General features: G+C 63.3%; 15 protein-coding genes and 1 pseudogene. 14 read left to right on the top strand and 2 right to left on the bottom strand.

Annotated features, from left to right (window positions below):
• Positions 1 to 13 precede the first annotated feature (13 nt).
• On the bottom strand, positions 14 to 637 hold the full coding sequence (gene kynB, locus ACOVRJ_RS21185) for an arylformamidase (RefSeq protein WP_422045803.1): 624 nt from the start codon (positions 635 to 637) through the stop codon (positions 14 to 16).
• Positions 638 to 858: 221 nt separating this feature from the next.
• Here kynB and ACOVRJ_RS21180 point away from each other — a divergent pair, with 221 nt between their 5' ends.
• The 14 genes from ACOVRJ_RS21180 to ACOVRJ_RS21115 all read left to right on the top strand — a co-directional run bounded on the left by ACOVRJ_RS21180 (position 859) and on the right by ACOVRJ_RS21115 (position 14,875).
• On the top strand, positions 859 to 3,210 hold the full coding sequence (locus ACOVRJ_RS21180; RefSeq protein ID WP_422045802.1) for a bifunctional salicylyl-CoA 5-hydroxylase/oxidoreductase: 2,352 nt from the start codon (positions 859 to 861) through the stop codon (positions 3,208 to 3,210).
• A gap of 3 nt (positions 3,211 to 3,213) precedes the next feature.
• Positions 3,214 to 3,981, top strand: a complete 768-nt coding sequence (locus ACOVRJ_RS21175; protein ID WP_422045801.1) for an SDR family NAD(P)-dependent oxidoreductase — start codon at positions 3,214 to 3,216, stop codon at positions 3,979 to 3,981.
• Positions 3,981 to 4,523: a MarR family winged helix-turn-helix transcriptional regulator gene (locus tag ACOVRJ_RS21170; RefSeq protein ID WP_422045800.1), complete on the top strand. Its 543-nt coding sequence runs from the start codon at positions 3,981 to 3,983 to the stop codon at positions 4,521 to 4,523. The genes ACOVRJ_RS21175 and ACOVRJ_RS21170 overlap by 1 nt, the downstream gene beginning before the upstream one ends.
• A complete protein-coding gene (locus tag ACOVRJ_RS21165) occupies positions 4,523 to 5,377 on the top strand; it encodes an enoyl-CoA hydratase family protein (protein ID WP_422045799.1) in 855 nt (284 codons plus the stop codon). The genes ACOVRJ_RS21170 and ACOVRJ_RS21165 overlap by 1 nt, the downstream gene beginning before the upstream one ends.
• A 2-nt stretch (positions 5,378 to 5,379) precedes the next feature.
• A complete protein-coding gene (locus tag ACOVRJ_RS21160) occupies positions 5,380 to 6,534 on the top strand; it encodes an acyl-CoA dehydrogenase family protein (protein ID WP_422045798.1) in 1,155 nt (384 codons plus the stop codon).
• Positions 6,531 to 8,150, top strand: coding sequence for an AMP-binding protein (locus tag ACOVRJ_RS21155; RefSeq protein WP_422045797.1), 1,620 nt, complete (start codon positions 6,531 to 6,533; stop codon positions 8,148 to 8,150). The genes ACOVRJ_RS21160 and ACOVRJ_RS21155 overlap by 4 nt, the downstream gene beginning before the upstream one ends.
• Before the next feature lie 34 nt (positions 8,151 to 8,184).
• Positions 8,185 to 9,378, top strand: a complete 1,194-nt coding sequence (locus ACOVRJ_RS21150) for an ABC transporter substrate-binding protein (RefSeq protein WP_422045796.1) — start codon at positions 8,185 to 8,187, stop codon at positions 9,376 to 9,378.
• Positions 9,379 to 9,388: 10 nt separating this feature from the next.
• Positions 9,389 to 10,309, top strand: a complete 921-nt coding sequence (locus ACOVRJ_RS21145; protein ID WP_422045795.1) for a branched-chain amino acid ABC transporter permease — start codon at positions 9,389 to 9,391, stop codon at positions 10,307 to 10,309.
• Positions 10,310 to 10,321: 12 nt separating this feature from the next.
• Positions 10,322 to 11,299 (top strand): branched-chain amino acid ABC transporter permease, encoded by a 978-nt coding sequence (locus ACOVRJ_RS21140; RefSeq protein ID WP_422045794.1) that lies wholly within the window; start codon positions 10,322 to 10,324, stop codon positions 11,297 to 11,299.
• Complete coding sequence (locus ACOVRJ_RS21135) at positions 11,292 to 12,068, top strand: ABC transporter ATP-binding protein (RefSeq protein WP_422045793.1); 777 nt, start codon at positions 11,292 to 11,294, stop codon at positions 12,066 to 12,068. The genes ACOVRJ_RS21140 and ACOVRJ_RS21135 overlap by 8 nt, the downstream gene beginning before the upstream one ends.
• Positions 12,069 to 12,073: 5 nt before the next feature.
• Complete coding sequence (locus ACOVRJ_RS21130; protein ID WP_422045822.1) at positions 12,074 to 12,775, top strand: ABC transporter ATP-binding protein; 702 nt, start codon at positions 12,074 to 12,076, stop codon at positions 12,773 to 12,775.
• 4 nt (positions 12,776 to 12,779) lie between these two features.
• Positions 12,780 to 13,223 (top strand): acyl-CoA thioesterase, encoded by a 444-nt coding sequence (locus tag ACOVRJ_RS21125; RefSeq protein WP_422045792.1) that lies wholly within the window; start codon positions 12,780 to 12,782, stop codon positions 13,221 to 13,223.
• On the top strand, positions 13,220 to 13,633 hold the full coding sequence (locus ACOVRJ_RS21120) for a RidA family protein (protein ID WP_422045791.1): 414 nt from the start codon (positions 13,220 to 13,222) through the stop codon (positions 13,631 to 13,633). Before ACOVRJ_RS21125 ends, ACOVRJ_RS21120 begins: the two co-directional genes overlap by 4 nt.
• Before the next feature lie 66 nt (positions 13,634 to 13,699).
• A complete protein-coding gene (locus ACOVRJ_RS21115; RefSeq protein WP_422045790.1) occupies positions 13,700 to 14,875 on the top strand; it encodes an acyl-CoA dehydrogenase in 1,176 nt (391 codons plus the stop codon).
• Between the two features lie 156 nt (positions 14,876 to 15,031).
• Here ACOVRJ_RS21115 and ACOVRJ_RS21110 read toward each other — a convergent pair.
• Positions 15,032 to 16,060: pseudogene (locus ACOVRJ_RS21110) on the bottom strand (integron integrase); the annotation flags it as partial.
• Positions 16,061 to 16,336: the final 276 nt, after the last annotated feature.

Here is a 16,336-nt window from a genome sequence, read left to right as displayed (position 1 = left end):
CTCCTGTGGGAATTCAAAGTTCGCGCAACACGGCGCGGACGGGGGATGCGCAAGCGCCAGCCAGCTTCAGCGGCAGCGCAATCAATTCATAGTCGCCCTCGGGCACCCCGTCCAAAACGAGGTTCTCCAACACGCGCAGGTCCAGGCGCAGCAGTTGCTGGTGGCTGTCCAGGCTTTTGCTGCTGCTTGGGTCCACGGAGGGGGTATCCAGGCCGATCAGCTTCACGCCATTTGAGGCCAGCCAGGCCACGGTCTCGGGGGCGAAGGCGCTGAAGTCGGGGTTCCAGGTGGTGTCGGCGCGCTCGCAGCAGCGCACCAAGACGCGCGCCGGCAGATTGGCCGCCGCATGGCGCAAGTGCTCAATCTGAATCAGCGGGCCGCAGTCGATGGCATGGATCACCCGGCAGCGCCCGAGATAGGGGTCCAACTCCACCTCGGCGCTGCTGGGTGCACCGTTCGCGTAGTGCAGCGGCGCATCGGCATGCGCGCCCACATGGGGCGACATGGTGATGGCACTCAGATTGACCGGGCAGTTCGGCGAGAGCGTGGCCGTCCAGTTCAGGCGGTAGGGTTCGTCGCCCGGAAAGATCGGCGCCTCAGCGCTGACCAGCGGGGAAATATCCCAGAGTTTTTTCATCGGTGAAAGCCTTTCTTGGGCTTGCGTTTGCGCAGCGGGCGAGACCATAACAACGCTTGCGCCTGCGTGGTGTCGGTTAATTCCAACATCGCACCGTCGGCTTGGCAAGCGCTTGTTTTTTGAAATCTGCTGCGGGAATCTCCGGGTGCTGAGTCTTGGGTAATTTGATTGACACCTAAACTATCAAGACCTAAAGTGGCTGCAAACGAGGAGACTCCAGCATGCGCATCACCTGCATTGGCGGCGGCCCGGCCGGCCTGTATTTCGCGCTCTTGATGAAGCAGCAAAACCCTGCGCATCAAGTGACGGTGCTAGAGCGCAACAAGCCTGGCGACACCTTTGGCTGGGGCGTGGTGTTCTCGGACCAGACCCTGGGCGCCATGCGCGAAGCCGATGCGAAGACGGCCGATGCCATCCTGGGTGCCTTCAATCACTGGGACGATATCGAGGTCCATATGCAAGGGCGCACACTGCGCTCGGGTGGACATGGCTTCTGCGGCATCGGCCGCATGAAGCTCTTGAACATTCTGCAAGCGCGCTGCGTCGAACTGGGCGTGGATCTGCGCTATGAATGCGATGTGGTGGATGACGAAGGCCTGGACGCCGATCTCATCATCGCCTGCGATGGCTTGAACAGTCGCATCCGCAACAAATACGCGGCGACCTACCAGCCCGACATCGACCTGCGCCAATGTCGCTTTGTCTGGCTGGGTACGACCAAGCTCTTCGACGCCTTTACCTTTGATTTTCAAAAGACCGAGCAGGGCTGGTTCCAGGCTCATGCCTACAAGTTCGACGACACCCATTCGACCTTTATTGTTGAAACGCCGGAGTCGGTGTGGCAGGCCGCTGGCCTGGAGTCCATGAGCAAGGAAGAGGGCATTGCTTTTTGCGAGCGACTCTTCGCCAAGGTTTTGGACGGGCACAAGCTCATCAGCAATGCCGCGCATTTGCGCGGTTCGGCGCAGTGGATTCGCTTCCCGCGCGTGGTCTGCAAAAACTGGGTTCATCACAACGGCCGCGCGCCGGTGGTCTTGATGGGCGACGCCGCCCACACCGCACATTTCTCTATCGGCTCCGGCACCAAGCTGGCTCTGGAAGACGCCATTGCCCTGGCACGCGACATCGAGCAGGCTGGTGGCGATCTGGACGCAGCGCTGACTGCCTATCAAGCCAGCCGCTCGGTGGAGGTCTTGCGCATTCAAAACGCGGCGCGCAACTCGACCGAATGGTTCGAGAACGTGGAGCGCCATGCGCGCCTGGCGCCCGAGCAGTTTGCCTATTCGCTGCTGACCCGCTCGCAGCGCATCTCGCATGAAAACCTGCGCCTGCGCGATGCTGCCTATGTCGATCAGTTCGAGACTTGGCTGGCCGCGCGCTCTGGTCTGCCCGTGCAAGCCGGCGTGCCGCCAATGTTTACGCCTTTCAAACTGCGCGAGTTGACGCTGAAGAACCGGGTGGTGGTCTCACCGATGGCTCAGTACTCTTGCCAGGACGGCCTGCCCGGCGACTATCACCTGATGCACCTGGGCGCGCGTGCCGCCGGCGGCGCAGGCCTGGTTTTCGTGGAGATGACCGCGCCCTCGGCCGAGGGTCGCATCACCCCGGGTTGCCCAGGGCTCTACACCGATGAACAAGGCGAGGCCTGGGGCCGCATCGTGGACTTTGTGCACCGCCACAGCAGCGCCAAGATCGCCATGCAGCTGGGCCACTCCGGCGCCAAGGGTTCAACCCGGCTGGGCTGGGAGGGCATCGACCAGCCGCTGCACGAGGGCAACTGGCCGCTGATCTCTGCTTCGCCGCAGCAGTATTTGGAGGGTGTGAGCCAGACCTCGCGGGCCATGAGCCGCGCCGAGATGGACCAGGTGCTGGCGGACTTTTGCGCCGCCACCGAGCGCGCTGCGCGTGCAGGATTCGACTGGTTGGAGCTGCACTGCGCGCATGGCTATTTGCTCTCCAGCTTTCTCTCGCCCTTGACCAATCGTCGCGACGATGAATACGGCGGTTCGCTGGAAAACCGCCTGCGCTTCCCGCTGGAAATCTTCAAGGCCATGCGCGCGCTGTGGCCACAGGAACGGCCGATGTCGGTGCGCATCTCGGCGCATGACTGGGTGGAGGGCGGCAACACGCCGGAAGATGCGGTGCAGATGGCGGCGGCCTTCAAGGCGGCCGGGGCCGATTTGATCGATGTGTCCTCCGGCCAGGTCAGCAAGCAAGAGAAACCGCGCTACGGCCGCATGTGGCAAACCCCGTTCTCGGAGAGCATTCGCAACCGGGTGGGCATCGCCACCATGGCGGTGGGTGCCATCTCCGAGGCCGACCATGTCAACAGCATCATCGCTGCCGGCCGCGCCGATCTCTGCGCGATTGCGCGCCCGCATCTGGCCAATCCGGCCTGGACGCTGACCGAGGCTGCCCGCATTGGCTACACCGGGCGGGTGGGCTTGGACTGGCCCAAGCCCTATCTCTCGGGCAAGTCGCAGCTGGAAAAAGAATTTGAACGTCAACGCACGGCCTCGGCGGCAGCGGCGGGTGCAAGTCAGGATGAGGCCAACAAAGCCTTGGGAGTTTGAGTGGTGAAATCTCTGAACCTGCAAGGCCTGCATGCGGTGGTGACCGGCGGCGGCAGCGGCATTGGCGCGGCGGTGGCCCGCGCGCTTTTGGAGGCCGGCGCCTCGGTGACGGTGATGGGCCGCAATCTGGAGCGTTTGCAGGGGCAGGTGGCGGCCTTGATGCCGCTCGGTGTGATCGATTGCTGCGAACTGGATGTGAGTGACGAGGCCAGCGTGAAGTCCGCGTTTGCGGCTCGGGCCAAGGTGGACATCCTGGTTAACAACGCCGGTCAGGCCGAGACCGCGCCGTTGGCCAAGACCTCGCTGGACCTGTGGCAGCGCATGCTGAACGTCAATCTGACCGGCACTTTCTTGTGCTCTCGCGAAGTGCTGGCCGGCATGAGCGAGCGCGGCTTTGGGCGCATCATCAATGTGGCAAGCACCGCTGGCCTGACCGGTTATGCCTATGTGGCCGCTTATTGCGCGGCCAAGCATGGGGTGGTGGGCATGACCAGAGCTTTGGCGCAGGAGGTGGCCAAGAAGGGCATCACGGTGAATGCCGTTTGCCCCGGCTACACCGAGACCGAGATTGTGGACCGTGCGATTGCCAACATCATGGCCAAGACTGGCCGCAGCGCCGAGCTGGCGCGCGCAGAGCTGGCCGCCAGCAACCCGCAGGGGCGGCTGGTGCAGCCGCAAGAAGTGGCCGACGCTGTGCTGTGGCTGGCGCGGCCCGACAGCGCGGCCATGAACGGGCAGGCAATTTCGATTTGCGGCGGGGAACTGAGCTGATGGGCTTGGACCTCGAATCCCGCGCGCTGGCGGAAGACCACCAGGCTCTGCGTCTTTGGCTGCGCCTGCTGGCCTGCACCAATCGGGTGGAAGGCGTGATCCGCAAGCGCTTGAGCCAGGACTTCGCCACCACCTTGCCGCGCTTTGATTTGCTGGCCCAATTGGAGCGTGCGCCGCAGGGCCTGAGCATGCGCGAGCTGTCCAAGCGCTTGATGGTGACCGGCGGCAATATCACCGGCATCACCGATCAGCTGGAGTCCGAAGGCCTGGTGCTGCGCGAGGCCCACCCCAGCGACCGGCGCTCCTACACGGTCAAGTTGACGCCGGCCGGCAAGCGCTTGTTCAAGCGCATGGCGGCCACCCATGAGCAATGGGTGATCGAGTTGCTGGAGGGCTGGAGCCCGGACGAGAAGACCCAGGTTTACGGCCTCCTGGCCGGTTTGAAAAGCCATTTGAGCGGCCTGGAGTCCGACCCGCCGGCCAGCAAAAAAACCGTGCGGGCGCCTCGTGCGGCCCGCCCATTGAACAAGGAGTTTGTGTGATGAATCCCCAAGGCATCAGCCCCCATCTGCTTGAGGGCAATCGACAAAGCCTGCAAGGCTTTGCCCCGCAGCATTTCGGCTGGCAGGTGGAAGGGCAAGTCGGCGTCATCACGCTGAACCGCCCGGAGCGCAAGAACCCCTTGACCTTTGAATCCTATGCCGAGCTGCGCGATCTGTTCCGGCGCTTGAGCTATGTGGACGAGGTGCGCGCCATCGTGCTGCAAGGCGCCGGTGGCAATTTCTGCTCGGGCGGCGATGTGCATGAAATCATCGGCCCGCTGACGCAGATGTCCATGCCCGATCTTTTGGCCTTCACCCGCATGACGGGCGATCTGGTCAAGGCGATGCGGGCCTGCCCGCAGCCCTTGATTGCTGCGGTGGACGGCGTGTGCGCCGGGGCGGGGGCCATCATGGCCATGGCCTCCGATTTGCGAGTGGGCACGGCGCGCTCCAAGACGGCGTTCTTGTTCACCCGCGTCGGCTTGGCGGGCTGCGATATGGGCGCTTGCTCCATCCTGCCTCGCATCATCGGCCAGGGGCGCGCCTCCGATCTGCTTTACAGCGGACGCAGTCTGGGCGGCGAGGAGGGCTTGAACTGGGGCTTCTTCAATCGCCTGGCCGAGCCCGAGGAACTGCTGGGCGAGGCGGTGGCCTGGGCGCAGCAAATCGCCAGCGGCCCCAGCTTCGCCCATGCGATGACCAAGAAGATGCTGCATCAGGAATGGGCCATGGGCGTGGACGAGGCCATCGAAGCCGAAGCCCAGGCCCAGGCCATTTGCATGATGACGCAGGACTTTCACCGCGCCTACCAGGCCTTTGTGGCCAAGCAGCGGCCCGAGTTCAAGGGAGATTGAGCATGAATCCGCTGAAGCATTTGGAATGGCCGTTCTTTGAAGACCGCCACCGTGAGTTGGCGCTGCAACTGGAGGCCTGGTGCAGCGAGTATCTGCACAGCGGCCATGGCGACGATGTGGATGCGGAGTGCAAGTCCCTGGTCAAGGCCTTGGGGCAGGGCGGCTGGCTGAAGCATGCGATTGCGGGCGCGGCCTTGGGCGGCGCGGCCGAGGTGATCGACACCCGTGCCATTTGCATCCTCCGGGAAACGCTGGCGCGCTACAACGGGCTGGCGGACTTTGCTTTTGCGATGCAGGGCCTGGGCTCCGGCGCTATTTCCTTGGCTGGCACTGACGCACAACGTCAGCGTTATCTGCCTCGCGTGGCGCGTGGCGAGGCTCTGGCGGCATTCGCCTTGTCAGAGCCCCAGGCCGGCTCGGACGTGGCGGCCATGCAGTGCAGCGCGGTGCTTGACGGTGACGACTATGTCTTGAATGGCGAAAAGACCTGGATCTCCAACGGCGGCATTGCGGACTTCTACATTGTCTTTGCGCGTACGGGGGAGGCTCCGGGTTCAAGGGGCATCTCGGCCTTTATCGTCGACGCGGAGCTGCCCGGCTTTGAGATCGCCGAACGCATCCAAGTGATTGCCCCGCATCCGTTGGCCCGGCTGCGTTTCAACAACTGCCGTGTCGCCAAGAGCCAGATGATTGGCGCGCCCGGCGAGGGCTTCAAGCTGGCGATGCGCACGCTGGACATCTTCCGCACCTCGGTCGCCGCAGCGGCCTTGGGCTTCGCGCGCCGAGCGCTGCAAGAAGGCTTGCAGCAGGCCAAGAGCCGGGCCATGTTTGGCTGCACCTTGGCCGAGCTGCCGCTGACCCAGGCCAAGCTGGCCGATATGGCTTGCAGCGTGGATTCATCGGCCTTGTTGGTTTACCGCGCCGCTTGGCAACGCGACCAAGGCCAGAACGTGACCCGCGAGGCGGCGATGGCCAAGCTGATGGCCACCGAGGGCGCGCAGCGGGTGATTGACTCGGCGGTGCAGCTTTTCGGCGGCCGCGGCGTGCAAAGCGGCGAGGTGGTGGAGTCGCTCTACCGCGAGATTCGCGCCTTGCGCATCTACGAAGGTGCCAGCGAGGTGCAGCAACTGATCATCGGAAGGGATTTGTTGAAATGATTGCCTCTGCCCATCTCGACACCTTCACCCGCGACCACCTGCCTGCGCCCGAGCTGTGGCCCGAGCTGATCTTTGAGCTGCCGGAGCTGCAGTTCCCCGAGCGACTCAACTGCGCCACCGAGCTGCTGGACCGCTGGGTCGAGCAAGGGCAGGGCGAGCGCCTGTGCCTGCAAGGCGCGGACGGGCTGCGCTGGACTTATGCCGAGCTGCAGCGCCAGGCCAATCGCATCGCCCATGTGCTGGTGCAGGACCTGGGCCTGGTCAGTGGCAACCGCGTCTTGCTGCGCGGCGCCAACACGGCGGAGATGGCGGCCTGCTGGTTTGCGGTGCAAAAGGTCGGCGCGGTGGCGGTGGCCACCATGCCGCTGCTGCGCGCCAAGGAACTGCAGCAAGTCATAGCCAAAGCGCAGATCAGTCATGCGCTGTGCGATCACCGTTTGGCGGAAGAGTTGCAGCTGGCGCAGGCGCAATGCCCGCAGCTGCGCAGCGTTTGCTACTTTCACTCGGAGGCTGAAGACGGCTTGGAGGCCCGCGCGGCGCGCCACAGCGAGGTCTTCGCCAATGTGGATACCGCCGCCGATGACTGCTGCCTGATTGCCTTCACCTCGGGCACCACCGGTGCGCCCAAGGGCACCATGCACTTTCACCGCGATGTGATGGCCATCTGCCGCTGCTGGCCGCCACAGATGCTGCGCCCGCAGCCTGACGATGTCTTCATCGGCAGCCCGCCGCTGGCCTTCACCTTCGGGCTGGGCGGCTTGCTGCTGTTCCCGATGACGGTAGGCGCGTCCACCGTCTTGTTGGAAAAGGCCTCGCCCGAGGCCTTGTTGCCGGCAATAGCCCGCTTTGGCGCCAGCGTGATGTTCACCGCACCCACCTCCTACCGGGCCATGGCGCCGCAGGTGGGGAACCATGATTTGAGCAGCTTGCGCAAATGCGTCAGCGCCGGTGAGGCCTTGCCGGCCGCCACCCGCCAGCTCTGGAAAGAAGCCACCGGCATCGAGCTGATTGACGGCATTGGCGCCACCGAACTGCTGCACATCTTCATCTCACACGACGAGGCCCATGCCAAGCCGGGTGCCACCGGCGTGCCGGTGCGCGGATACCGGGCTTGTGTGCTGGACGAGCAGGGTCAGGTCTTGCCTGCGGGGCAGGTGGGACGGTTGGCGGTCAAAGGGCCGACCGGCTGCCGCTACCTGGCCGATGCGCGCCAGCGCAACTATGTCTTGAACGGCTGGAACCTGACCGGCGACGCCTATCTGGTCGATGAGCAAGGCTACTTCGTCTACCAAGCTCGCACCGACGACATGATCATCTCCGGCGGCTACAACATCGCGGGGCCCGAGGTCGAGGCGGCGCTGCTGCTGCACCCGGCGGTGGCCGAGTGCGGCGTGATCGGCCAGCCGGACGAAGAACGCGGTCAGATCGTCAAGGCGGTGGTGGTTTTGCGCGAAGGTTTCACGCCCGGGCCCGAGTTGCACAGAGAACTGCAAGACTTCGTCAAGGCGACGATAGCGCCCTACAAGTATCCCCGTGCCCTAGAGTTCCGTAGCAGTCTGCCGCGCACCGAGACCGGCAAGTTGCAGCGTTTCCGCTTGCGCTCGCAAGCATCCTGATTGATCGATGTTCAAACCTGTGTTGGAGATATCCATGACGATGAAGCGTTCGATGATGAGTACGGCCTTGGTGTTGACGGCTGGCGTGGCGCTGGCCAGCGGCGCGATGGCGGCCGACAAGGTCAAGGTCGGCATGCTCAGTACCTTGTCTGGCCCCGGCGCCGGGCTGGGCGTGGACATCCGTGATGGCTTCAATCTGGCGCTGAAACACAGCGGTGGAAAATTCGGGGGCCTGCCGGTCGAACTGGTGATTGCCGATGACCAGCAAAACCCCGAGGTGGCCAAGCAGACCTCGGACCGCCTGATCAAGAGAGACCGGGTGGATCTCATGACCGGCATCGTCTTCTCCAACATCATGCTGGCCGTGGGGCCGAGCGTGTTCGAGAGCAAGACGCCCTATATCAGCGCCAATGCCGGACCCTCGCAGTACGCGGGTGATCAGTGCAACCCCTACTTCTTCAACGTCGCCTGGCAAAACGACAACCTGCATGAAGCGGTCGGCAAGACGGTGCTGGACAAGGGCTTCAAAAAGGTCGTCCTGCTGGCGCCCAACTATCCGGCCGGCAAGGATGCGCTGGTGGGCTTCAAGCGCTTTTACAAGGGCGACAAGGCGGTGGTCGCCGATGAGATCTACACCAAGCTTGGACAACTCGACTACGCGGCCGAACTGGCGCAGGTGCGCGCGGCCAAACCGGATGCGATGTACATCTTCTTGCCCGGTGGCATGGGCATCAACTTCATCAAGCAGTTTGTTGGCGCCGGTCTGTCCAAAGACATCACCTTGTTTGGCCCCGGCTTCTCGGCCGATGAAGACGTGATCAAGGCGGTGGGCGAGCCGATGCTGGGCATGTTCAACAGCTCGCACTGGGCGCACGATATGGACAACGCCGCCAACAAAAAATTCGTGGCCGATTTCCAGAAGGACTACGGCCGCTTGCCCTCGCTGTATGCCAGCCAGGGCTATGACGCGGCGCTGCTGATGGACGCGGCCGTGCGCGACGTGAAGGGCAAGATCGAGGACAAGCCGGCCTTGCTGAAGGCGCTCAAGGCGGCCAAGTTCAACTCGGTGCGTGGCAGCTTCAAGTTCAACAACAACCAGTATCCGGTGCAGGACTATTACCTGCGCATCATCGGCAAGGACGCGCAGGGTCGGGTCACCAACAAGACCCTGGGCAAGATCTTTGAGAACCATGCCGATGCCTATGCGGCCTCGTGCAAGATGAAGTGAACGCCTGAACATGGACTGGATTCTTGTCACCGAGCAGGCGCTCAATGGCCTGCAGTTCGGACTGATGCTGTTCTTGCTGGCGGCCGGCCTGACGCTGGTGTTCGGCATCATGGACATGATCAATCTGGCCCATGGCTCGCTTTATATGGTGGGGGCCTACTTGGCCGCCGCCGTGTTCCAGGCGAGTGGCTCTTTCGGCCTGGCGGTGTTGGCCTCGCTGTGCGGTACCGCCGTCTTCGGCATGCTGCTGGAGATGACCCTGTTGCGTCGCCTGTATCGGCGAGATCATCTGTCGCAGGTTTTGGCGACCTTCGCGCTGATCCTGATCTGCAATGAGGGTGTGCGCATGATATGGGGCTCGCAGCCGGTGATGCTGAACACGCCGGCCGCCTTGTCGGGGCCGGTGGAGTTGTTGCCGGGCCTGATGTATCCGGCCTATCGGCTTTTGATCATCGCGGTGGGCCTGGGCGTGGCGGCCTTGCTTTATGTGCTGGTCGCGCGCACGCGCATCGGCATGTGGGTGCGGGCCGGGGCCTCGAACCGGGACATGGCCACAGCCATGGGCGTCAATATCCGCTGGCTGTTCACGGCAGTGTTTGGCTTTGGTGCTGCGCTGTGCGCCTTGGCGGGCTCGCTGCTCGGGCCTTTGTTGGCGGTGCAGGTCGGCATGGGCGAGAGCATCTTGATCCTGGCCTTTGTGGTGATCGTGATCGGCGGCATCGGCTCGATCCGCGGCGCCCTGGTGGGCGCGCTCTTGGTCGGCATGGTCGACACCTGCAGCCGCACCTTGCTGCCTGCTTTGTTGCGCCAGTTGGCCTCGCCCGAGGTCGCGGCCAATCTGGGCCCGGCTTTGGCCGCCATCTTGATTTATGTGTTGATGGCCGGCGTGTTGTTCTGGAAGCCGCAGGGTTTGTTCCCGGCGCGCGGTTGAGGGGGAGATCCGATGCAAGTGCTTCAAGAGCAAAACAGTCGGCTGCACCACCGCGGCCTCAAGTCCTGGGCCTGGCCCTTGTTGCTGGTGTTGGCGGCATTGCCGCCGCTGCTGGCGGCCTTGGAGATGGAGTTCTATGTCGGCGTGGCCAGCCGCGTGCTGATCTTTGCCATCGCCGCCTCCAGCCTGAACCTGATCCTGGGATTTGGCGGCATGGTCAGTTTCGGGCATGCCGCCTATGTGGGCCTGGGCGCTTATACCGTGGGCATTTTGATGGATGCTGGCGTGCAATCGGCCTGGATTGCCTGGCCGGCGGCGATGCTGGTCAGCGGGCTGGCCGCCGCCCTGATCGGCTGGGTCAGCCTGCGCACGCGTGGCGTCTATTTCATCATGATCACGCTGGCCTTCGCGCAAATGTTCTATTACTTGCTCGTCTCGCTGAAGACCTATGGCGGCGAGGATGGCCTGCCCTTGAGTGGCCGCAATCAGGTGGCCCCTTGGCTCAGCTTGCACAACGATGCCCATTTCTATTGGCTGCTGCTGGCCCTGGTCGGTGTGTTGATGGTGGGGCTGACGCGCTTGATCAACTCGCCCTTTGGTCAGCTGCTGCAGGGCATCAAAGAGAACGAGACGCGCATGCATGCGCTCGGTTGCCGCGTCTTTGTCGTGCAGTGGCAGGCCTTTGTCTTGGCCGGTGCGCTGGCCGGCTTGGCCGGTGCTTTGCTGGCCAATCTGAATGGACTGGTCACGCCGCATACCTTGCATTGGTCGCAGTCCGGGCAGTTGATGATCATGGTCATCCTCGGCGGCGCGGGCACGCTCTGGGGCGGGGTGCTGGGCGCTGCCGTTCTGCTGCTGTTGGAGGAGTTCCTGGCGGGCTACACCCTGCATTGGCAAATGGCCCTGGGCCTGCTGCTGCTGGCGGTGGTTCTGCTGGTGCCGCAAGGCTTGGCGGGCTTGTTTGCGCGAGGACGGGGGCGTCATGGTTGAGCCGCTGTTGAAGGTTGACCGATTGGTCAAACGATTTGGTGCGCTGGCCGCGACCGATGAGGCCTCCTTCGAGGTGATGCCGGGCGAGATCCATGCGCTGATCGGCCCCAATGGCGCCGGCAAGACCACGCTGATCCATCAGATCTCCGGCGCCTTGCCGCCCGACGCCGGCCAGATCCTGTTCCAGGGGCGGGATGTCAGCCGTGTTGGCATGGCAGCGCGGGTGCAGTCTGGCTTGGTGCGTTCTTACCAGATCACCAGCATCTTCAAACGTTTCAGCGTGCTCGATAACCTGGTCTTGGCCTGTCAGGCGCGCCGGCCTGGGCAGCCCAGCCTGTGGCGACGCGCCAGCGCCGATGCGCGGCTCTATGAGGAGGCCCACGCCTTGGTCGATCAAGTGGGGCTGACGGCTCAGTCAGCGCGCATTGCTGGCGACCTGGCCCATGGTGAGCAGCGTGCGTTGGAGGTGGGGCTGGCCCTGGCTGCGCGGCCGAGTCTTTTGTTGCTGGACGAGCCGATGGCGGGCATGGGGCCGGACGAATCGGAAAAAATGGTGGCCCTCTTGCAGCGCTTGAAGAGCGGTGAGGGTGGGCAAGGCCTGACCCTGCTCTTGGTGGAGCACGATATGGAGGCGGTGTTTCGGCTCGCCGACCGGATCTCGACGCTGGTGTTTGGTCGCGTGATTGCCAGCGGCACGCCGCAGCAGATCCGCGAACACCCCGAGGTCAAACGTGCCTACCTGGGCGATGAAATGGAGGTGGCGCTGTGACGGCCTTGCTTGAAATCCGCGATTTGCAGGCCGGCTATGACGGCAGCCAGGTCCTGTTTGGGCTGGACCTGAACGTTGAGGCCGGCGAGGTGGTGACCTTGCTGGGCCGCAATGGCATGGGCAAAAGCACCACCTTGCGATGCCTGTGTGGCTGGATGAAACCCAGCAGCGGCAGCATCCGCTTTTGTGGCGAGAACATCAGCGGCTGGTCGGCCGATCGCATCGCACGGCTGGGGCTGGCCATCGTGCCCGAGGGGCGGCAGGTGTTTCCCAATTTGTCGGTCCGCGAGCATTTGACCGCCTTTGCGGCGAACCGCTGCGCCAGCCAAACGCCCTGGGATGTTGAGCGCGTGTTTGATTTGTTCCCGCGCCTGCGTGAGCGCAGCGCCAATATGGGCAACCAGTTGTCCGGCGGCGAGCAGCAGATGCTGGCGATCGGGCGCGCCTTGGTCACCAACCCACGGCTGATGATTCTGGACGAAGCCAGCGAAGGCTTGGCGCCCTTGATTCGCGAGGAAATCTGGCGTTGCCTGGACCTCCTGCGTGCGGCCGGACAAACCATTTTGGTGGTGGACAAGTATGTGCGCCGCTTGATCCGCCTGGCCGATCACCACAGCATCTTGGAGCGCGGCCATGTGGTCTGGCGCGGCTCTTCGGCCGAGTTGGATGCCGACCATGCGCTCTGGCAGCGTTATCTGGGGGTTTGAATCTATGCACCATTGGGTTTATCAGCGTCAGGAGTTGGTGCGTTTCGGCCATTGCGATCCGGCCGGCATCGTCTTTTATCCGCGCTATTTTGAGATGCTGAACGCCCTCGTCGAGGACTGGTTCACCGAGGGCTTGGGCGTCAACTACGCCGCACTGCTGGGGCCGCGCCGGGTGGGCATGCCGACCGTGCATCTGCGCAGCGACTTCAAACGCATCAGCCGCATGGGCGAAACCCTGAGCCTACGGGTGGCCATTGAGAAACTGGGGCACACCTCACTCACGCTGACCCTTCATTTCGACGGGCCGTCGCACAGCGCACAACTCGATGATGGCCGTGTGGCCTTTCAGCAGGTTTTGGTGTGCACCAACCTCGACACCCACAAACCGCAAGCTTTTCCGCCAGATCTGCGCGCCGCCCTGGAGCGCGCCCAAGGAGTATCCGTATGACAAACCCTCTGCTCAAACAAGTTCTGCAACCGGCCGATTGGGCCCAGCCGCGAGGCTATGCCAATGGGGTGGTCGCCAGTGGGCGGCAGGTGTTTGTGGCCGGCCAAATCGGCTGGAACGGGCAGTGCCAGTTTGAGAGCGACGACTTCATTGACCAGGTGCGCCAGACCCTGTTGAACATCAAGGCCGTCTTGGCCGAAGCCGGCGCCACGCCGGCCCACATGACCCGCATGACCTGGTATCTGCTCGACAAGCGCGAGTATCAAGCGCGTGGCCGCGAGGTCGGCCAAGCCTACCGCGAGGTCATGGGCGCCGAGTACGGTGTCGCCATGGCGGCAGTGGTGGTGTCCGGCTTGATGGAAGATCGGGCCAAGGTCGAGATCGAAGTGACGGCCGTCGTGCCCGACTGAGACGGCCATTCAAGCCCCACCCCCCGCAGCGGTTCATTTATTTATCAAGTCAGACGAGACATCACCATGAGCAAAGCCAAATTCCACTGGGACGACCCGCTGCTGCTGAACGAGCAACTCAGCGAAGACGAACGCATGATCCGCGACGCCGCCCAGGCCTATTGCCAAGAGCGCTTGGCGCCACGGGTGCGCGAGGCCTTCCGGCATGAGCGTACCGATCTGGAGATCTTCCGCGAGATGGGCGCCATCGGCCTGCTCGGCCCCACCATTGCGCCGGAGTACGGCGGCCCGGGTCTGGGCTATGTCGCTTACGGCTTGATCGCCCGCGAGGTGGAGCGCATCGACTCGGGCTACCGCTCGATGATGAGTGTGCAAAGCTCGCTGGTGATGGTGCCGATCAATGAGTTCGGCAACGAGGCCACCAAGCGCAAATACCTGCCCAAGCTGGCCAGCGGCGAATGGATTGGCTGCTTTGGCCTGACCGAGCCCAACCACGGCTCCGACCCGGGCAGCATGATCACCCGCGCCAAAAAGGTGGACGGCGGCTATGTCTTGAGCGGCGCCAAGATGTGGATCACCAACTCCCCGGTGGCCGATGTGTTCGTGGTCTGGGCCAAGGACGACGGCGGGCAGATCCGCGGCTTTGTGTTGGAGAAGGGCTGGAAAGGCCTGTCGGCACCGGCCATCCATGGCAAGGTGGGCTTGCGCGCCTCCATCACCGGCGAAATCGTCATGGACGAAGTGTTCTGCCCGGAGGAAAACGCTTTTCCCGAAGTGCGCGGCCTGAAGGGCCCGTTCACCTGCTTGAACAGCGCACGCTACGGCATTGCTTGGGGCGCCTTGGGCGCGGCCGAAGACTGCTGGCATACCGCGCGCCAGTACACCTTGGACCGCAAGCAGTTCGGCAAACCGCTGGCTGCCAACCAGTTAGTGCAAAAGAAACTGGCAGATATGCAGACCGAAATCACCTTGGGCCTGCAAGGCTGCTTGCGCCTGGGGCGCATGAAGGACGAAGGCTCGGCCGCTGTGGAAATCACCTCCATCATGAAGCGCAATAGCTGCGGCAAGAGCCTGGAGATCGCCCGCATGGCCCGCGACATGCTTGGCGGCAACGGCATCTCGGACGAATACGGCGTGGCCCGCCATTTGGTGAACCTCGAAGTGGTCAACACCTATGAGGGCACGCACGACATCCATGCCCTGATCCTGGGCCGCGCGATGACGGGGATTGCAGCGTTCTGAGTCGCCGCAAGCTCTGAGGCGCGGCCGACGGGGCGCGCCTCCGTATCAGCGCAGCCAAGGCGGCTGTCGGCCTTGTGTTTGTGCTTGTGCTTGTGCTTGTGCTTGTGCCTGCGCCTGGGCCTGCGCTCGCTCCTGTTCCTGCTGCGGTCCAGGCATCAAGCCTGGCAAGCGGTCTACGGGGCTGCGCACCGCGCCGCCGCCGAGATTGAGCACATGGGTGTAGATCATGGTGGTGGCCACATCGCTGTGCCCCAGCAGTTCTTGCACCGTGCGGATGTCGTAGCCGGCCTGTAGCAAATGGGTGGCGAAGCAATGGCGCAGCGTGTGTGGTGTGGCTGGCTTGCTGATGCGAGCCGCTGAGATTGCCCTTTTGAAAGCGCGCTGAAACGTCTCGGCATATAGGTGGTGGCGACGAATCACCCCACTGCGTGGATCGGTGGACAGCTGCGCTTGCGGAAACACCCAGAACCAGGCCCAACTGCTGCCCGCGCGTGGGTACTTGCGCTCCAGGGCGTAGGGCAATTCCACGCCTGCTTGCCCGGCTTCCACATCGGCCCACCAGATGGGCCGAACGCGTGCCAACTGATCCCGGAGTGCGGGGCTCAAGGAACTGGGCAACATGACCACCCGGTCTTTGTCCCCTTTGCCTTGGCGCACATAGATGGCACCCTGGGCAAAGTCCAGATCCTTGACCCGCAGCCCCAGGCCTTCAGAAATGCGCATGCCGGTGCCGTAGAGAAGCTGGGCCAGCAATTGATGCTCGCCCGCCATGGCGTGCAGCACCGACGACACTTCATCGACGCTCAAGACCACCGGCAAACGCCGCTTGGGCACAGGCCGGCCAATGTCCTTCATCCAGGGCAGTTGCAGCCCCAAGACCTGGCCATACAGAAAGAGCAGGGCAGACAAAGCCTGCCTGTGGCTGGACGGCGCTAAGCCCCGGTCCGCCGCGAGGTGGGTCAGGTAGGCCTCAACTTCTGCTCCGCCCATGTCCTGAGGGTGGCGCAATCCATGAAAACGGATGAAGGCCCGACACCAGTACACATAAGCCTGCTCCGTACTGCGGCTGTAGTGCAGCAAGCGAATCTTCTCGCGGAGCCGATCCAGCAACTTCACCGGGCGCAGCGGTGACGGGTCTTGCTGCTGTTGTTGATGTCGTTGATGTTGTGGCGAAAGCTCGCCCACTTCTGCGCCGGAAACCTGTGAGCTTCGCCCCCTTTCGGGGGGCGAGATAACGTCATGATTTGATGGCAACATACGCACCAGCCTTCCGCCTGACGGCGCCGCGCGAACCGGTCAGAGTGTTTGTAACAGGCGCGGCTTTTGTCGTGAAATTTAATACTGTATGGAAAAACAGTCAACCAATAAGAAAATGCAGTGCCGACAAGCACTTAGCTGTCGAAATGTGCAGGCGGTTATTACGACGTCAGCTTTGATAAGCGGCGCTCCATGCCGCTATAC

The sequence above is a fragment of the Roseateles sp. genome (genome assembly GCF_049240545.1).
Lineage (GTDB): Bacteria > Pseudomonadota > Gammaproteobacteria > Burkholderiales > Burkholderiaceae_C > Paucibacter_A.
Note: the sequence above shows the minus strand (reverse complement) of the source record. Positions and strands in the feature narration are given on the sequence as shown.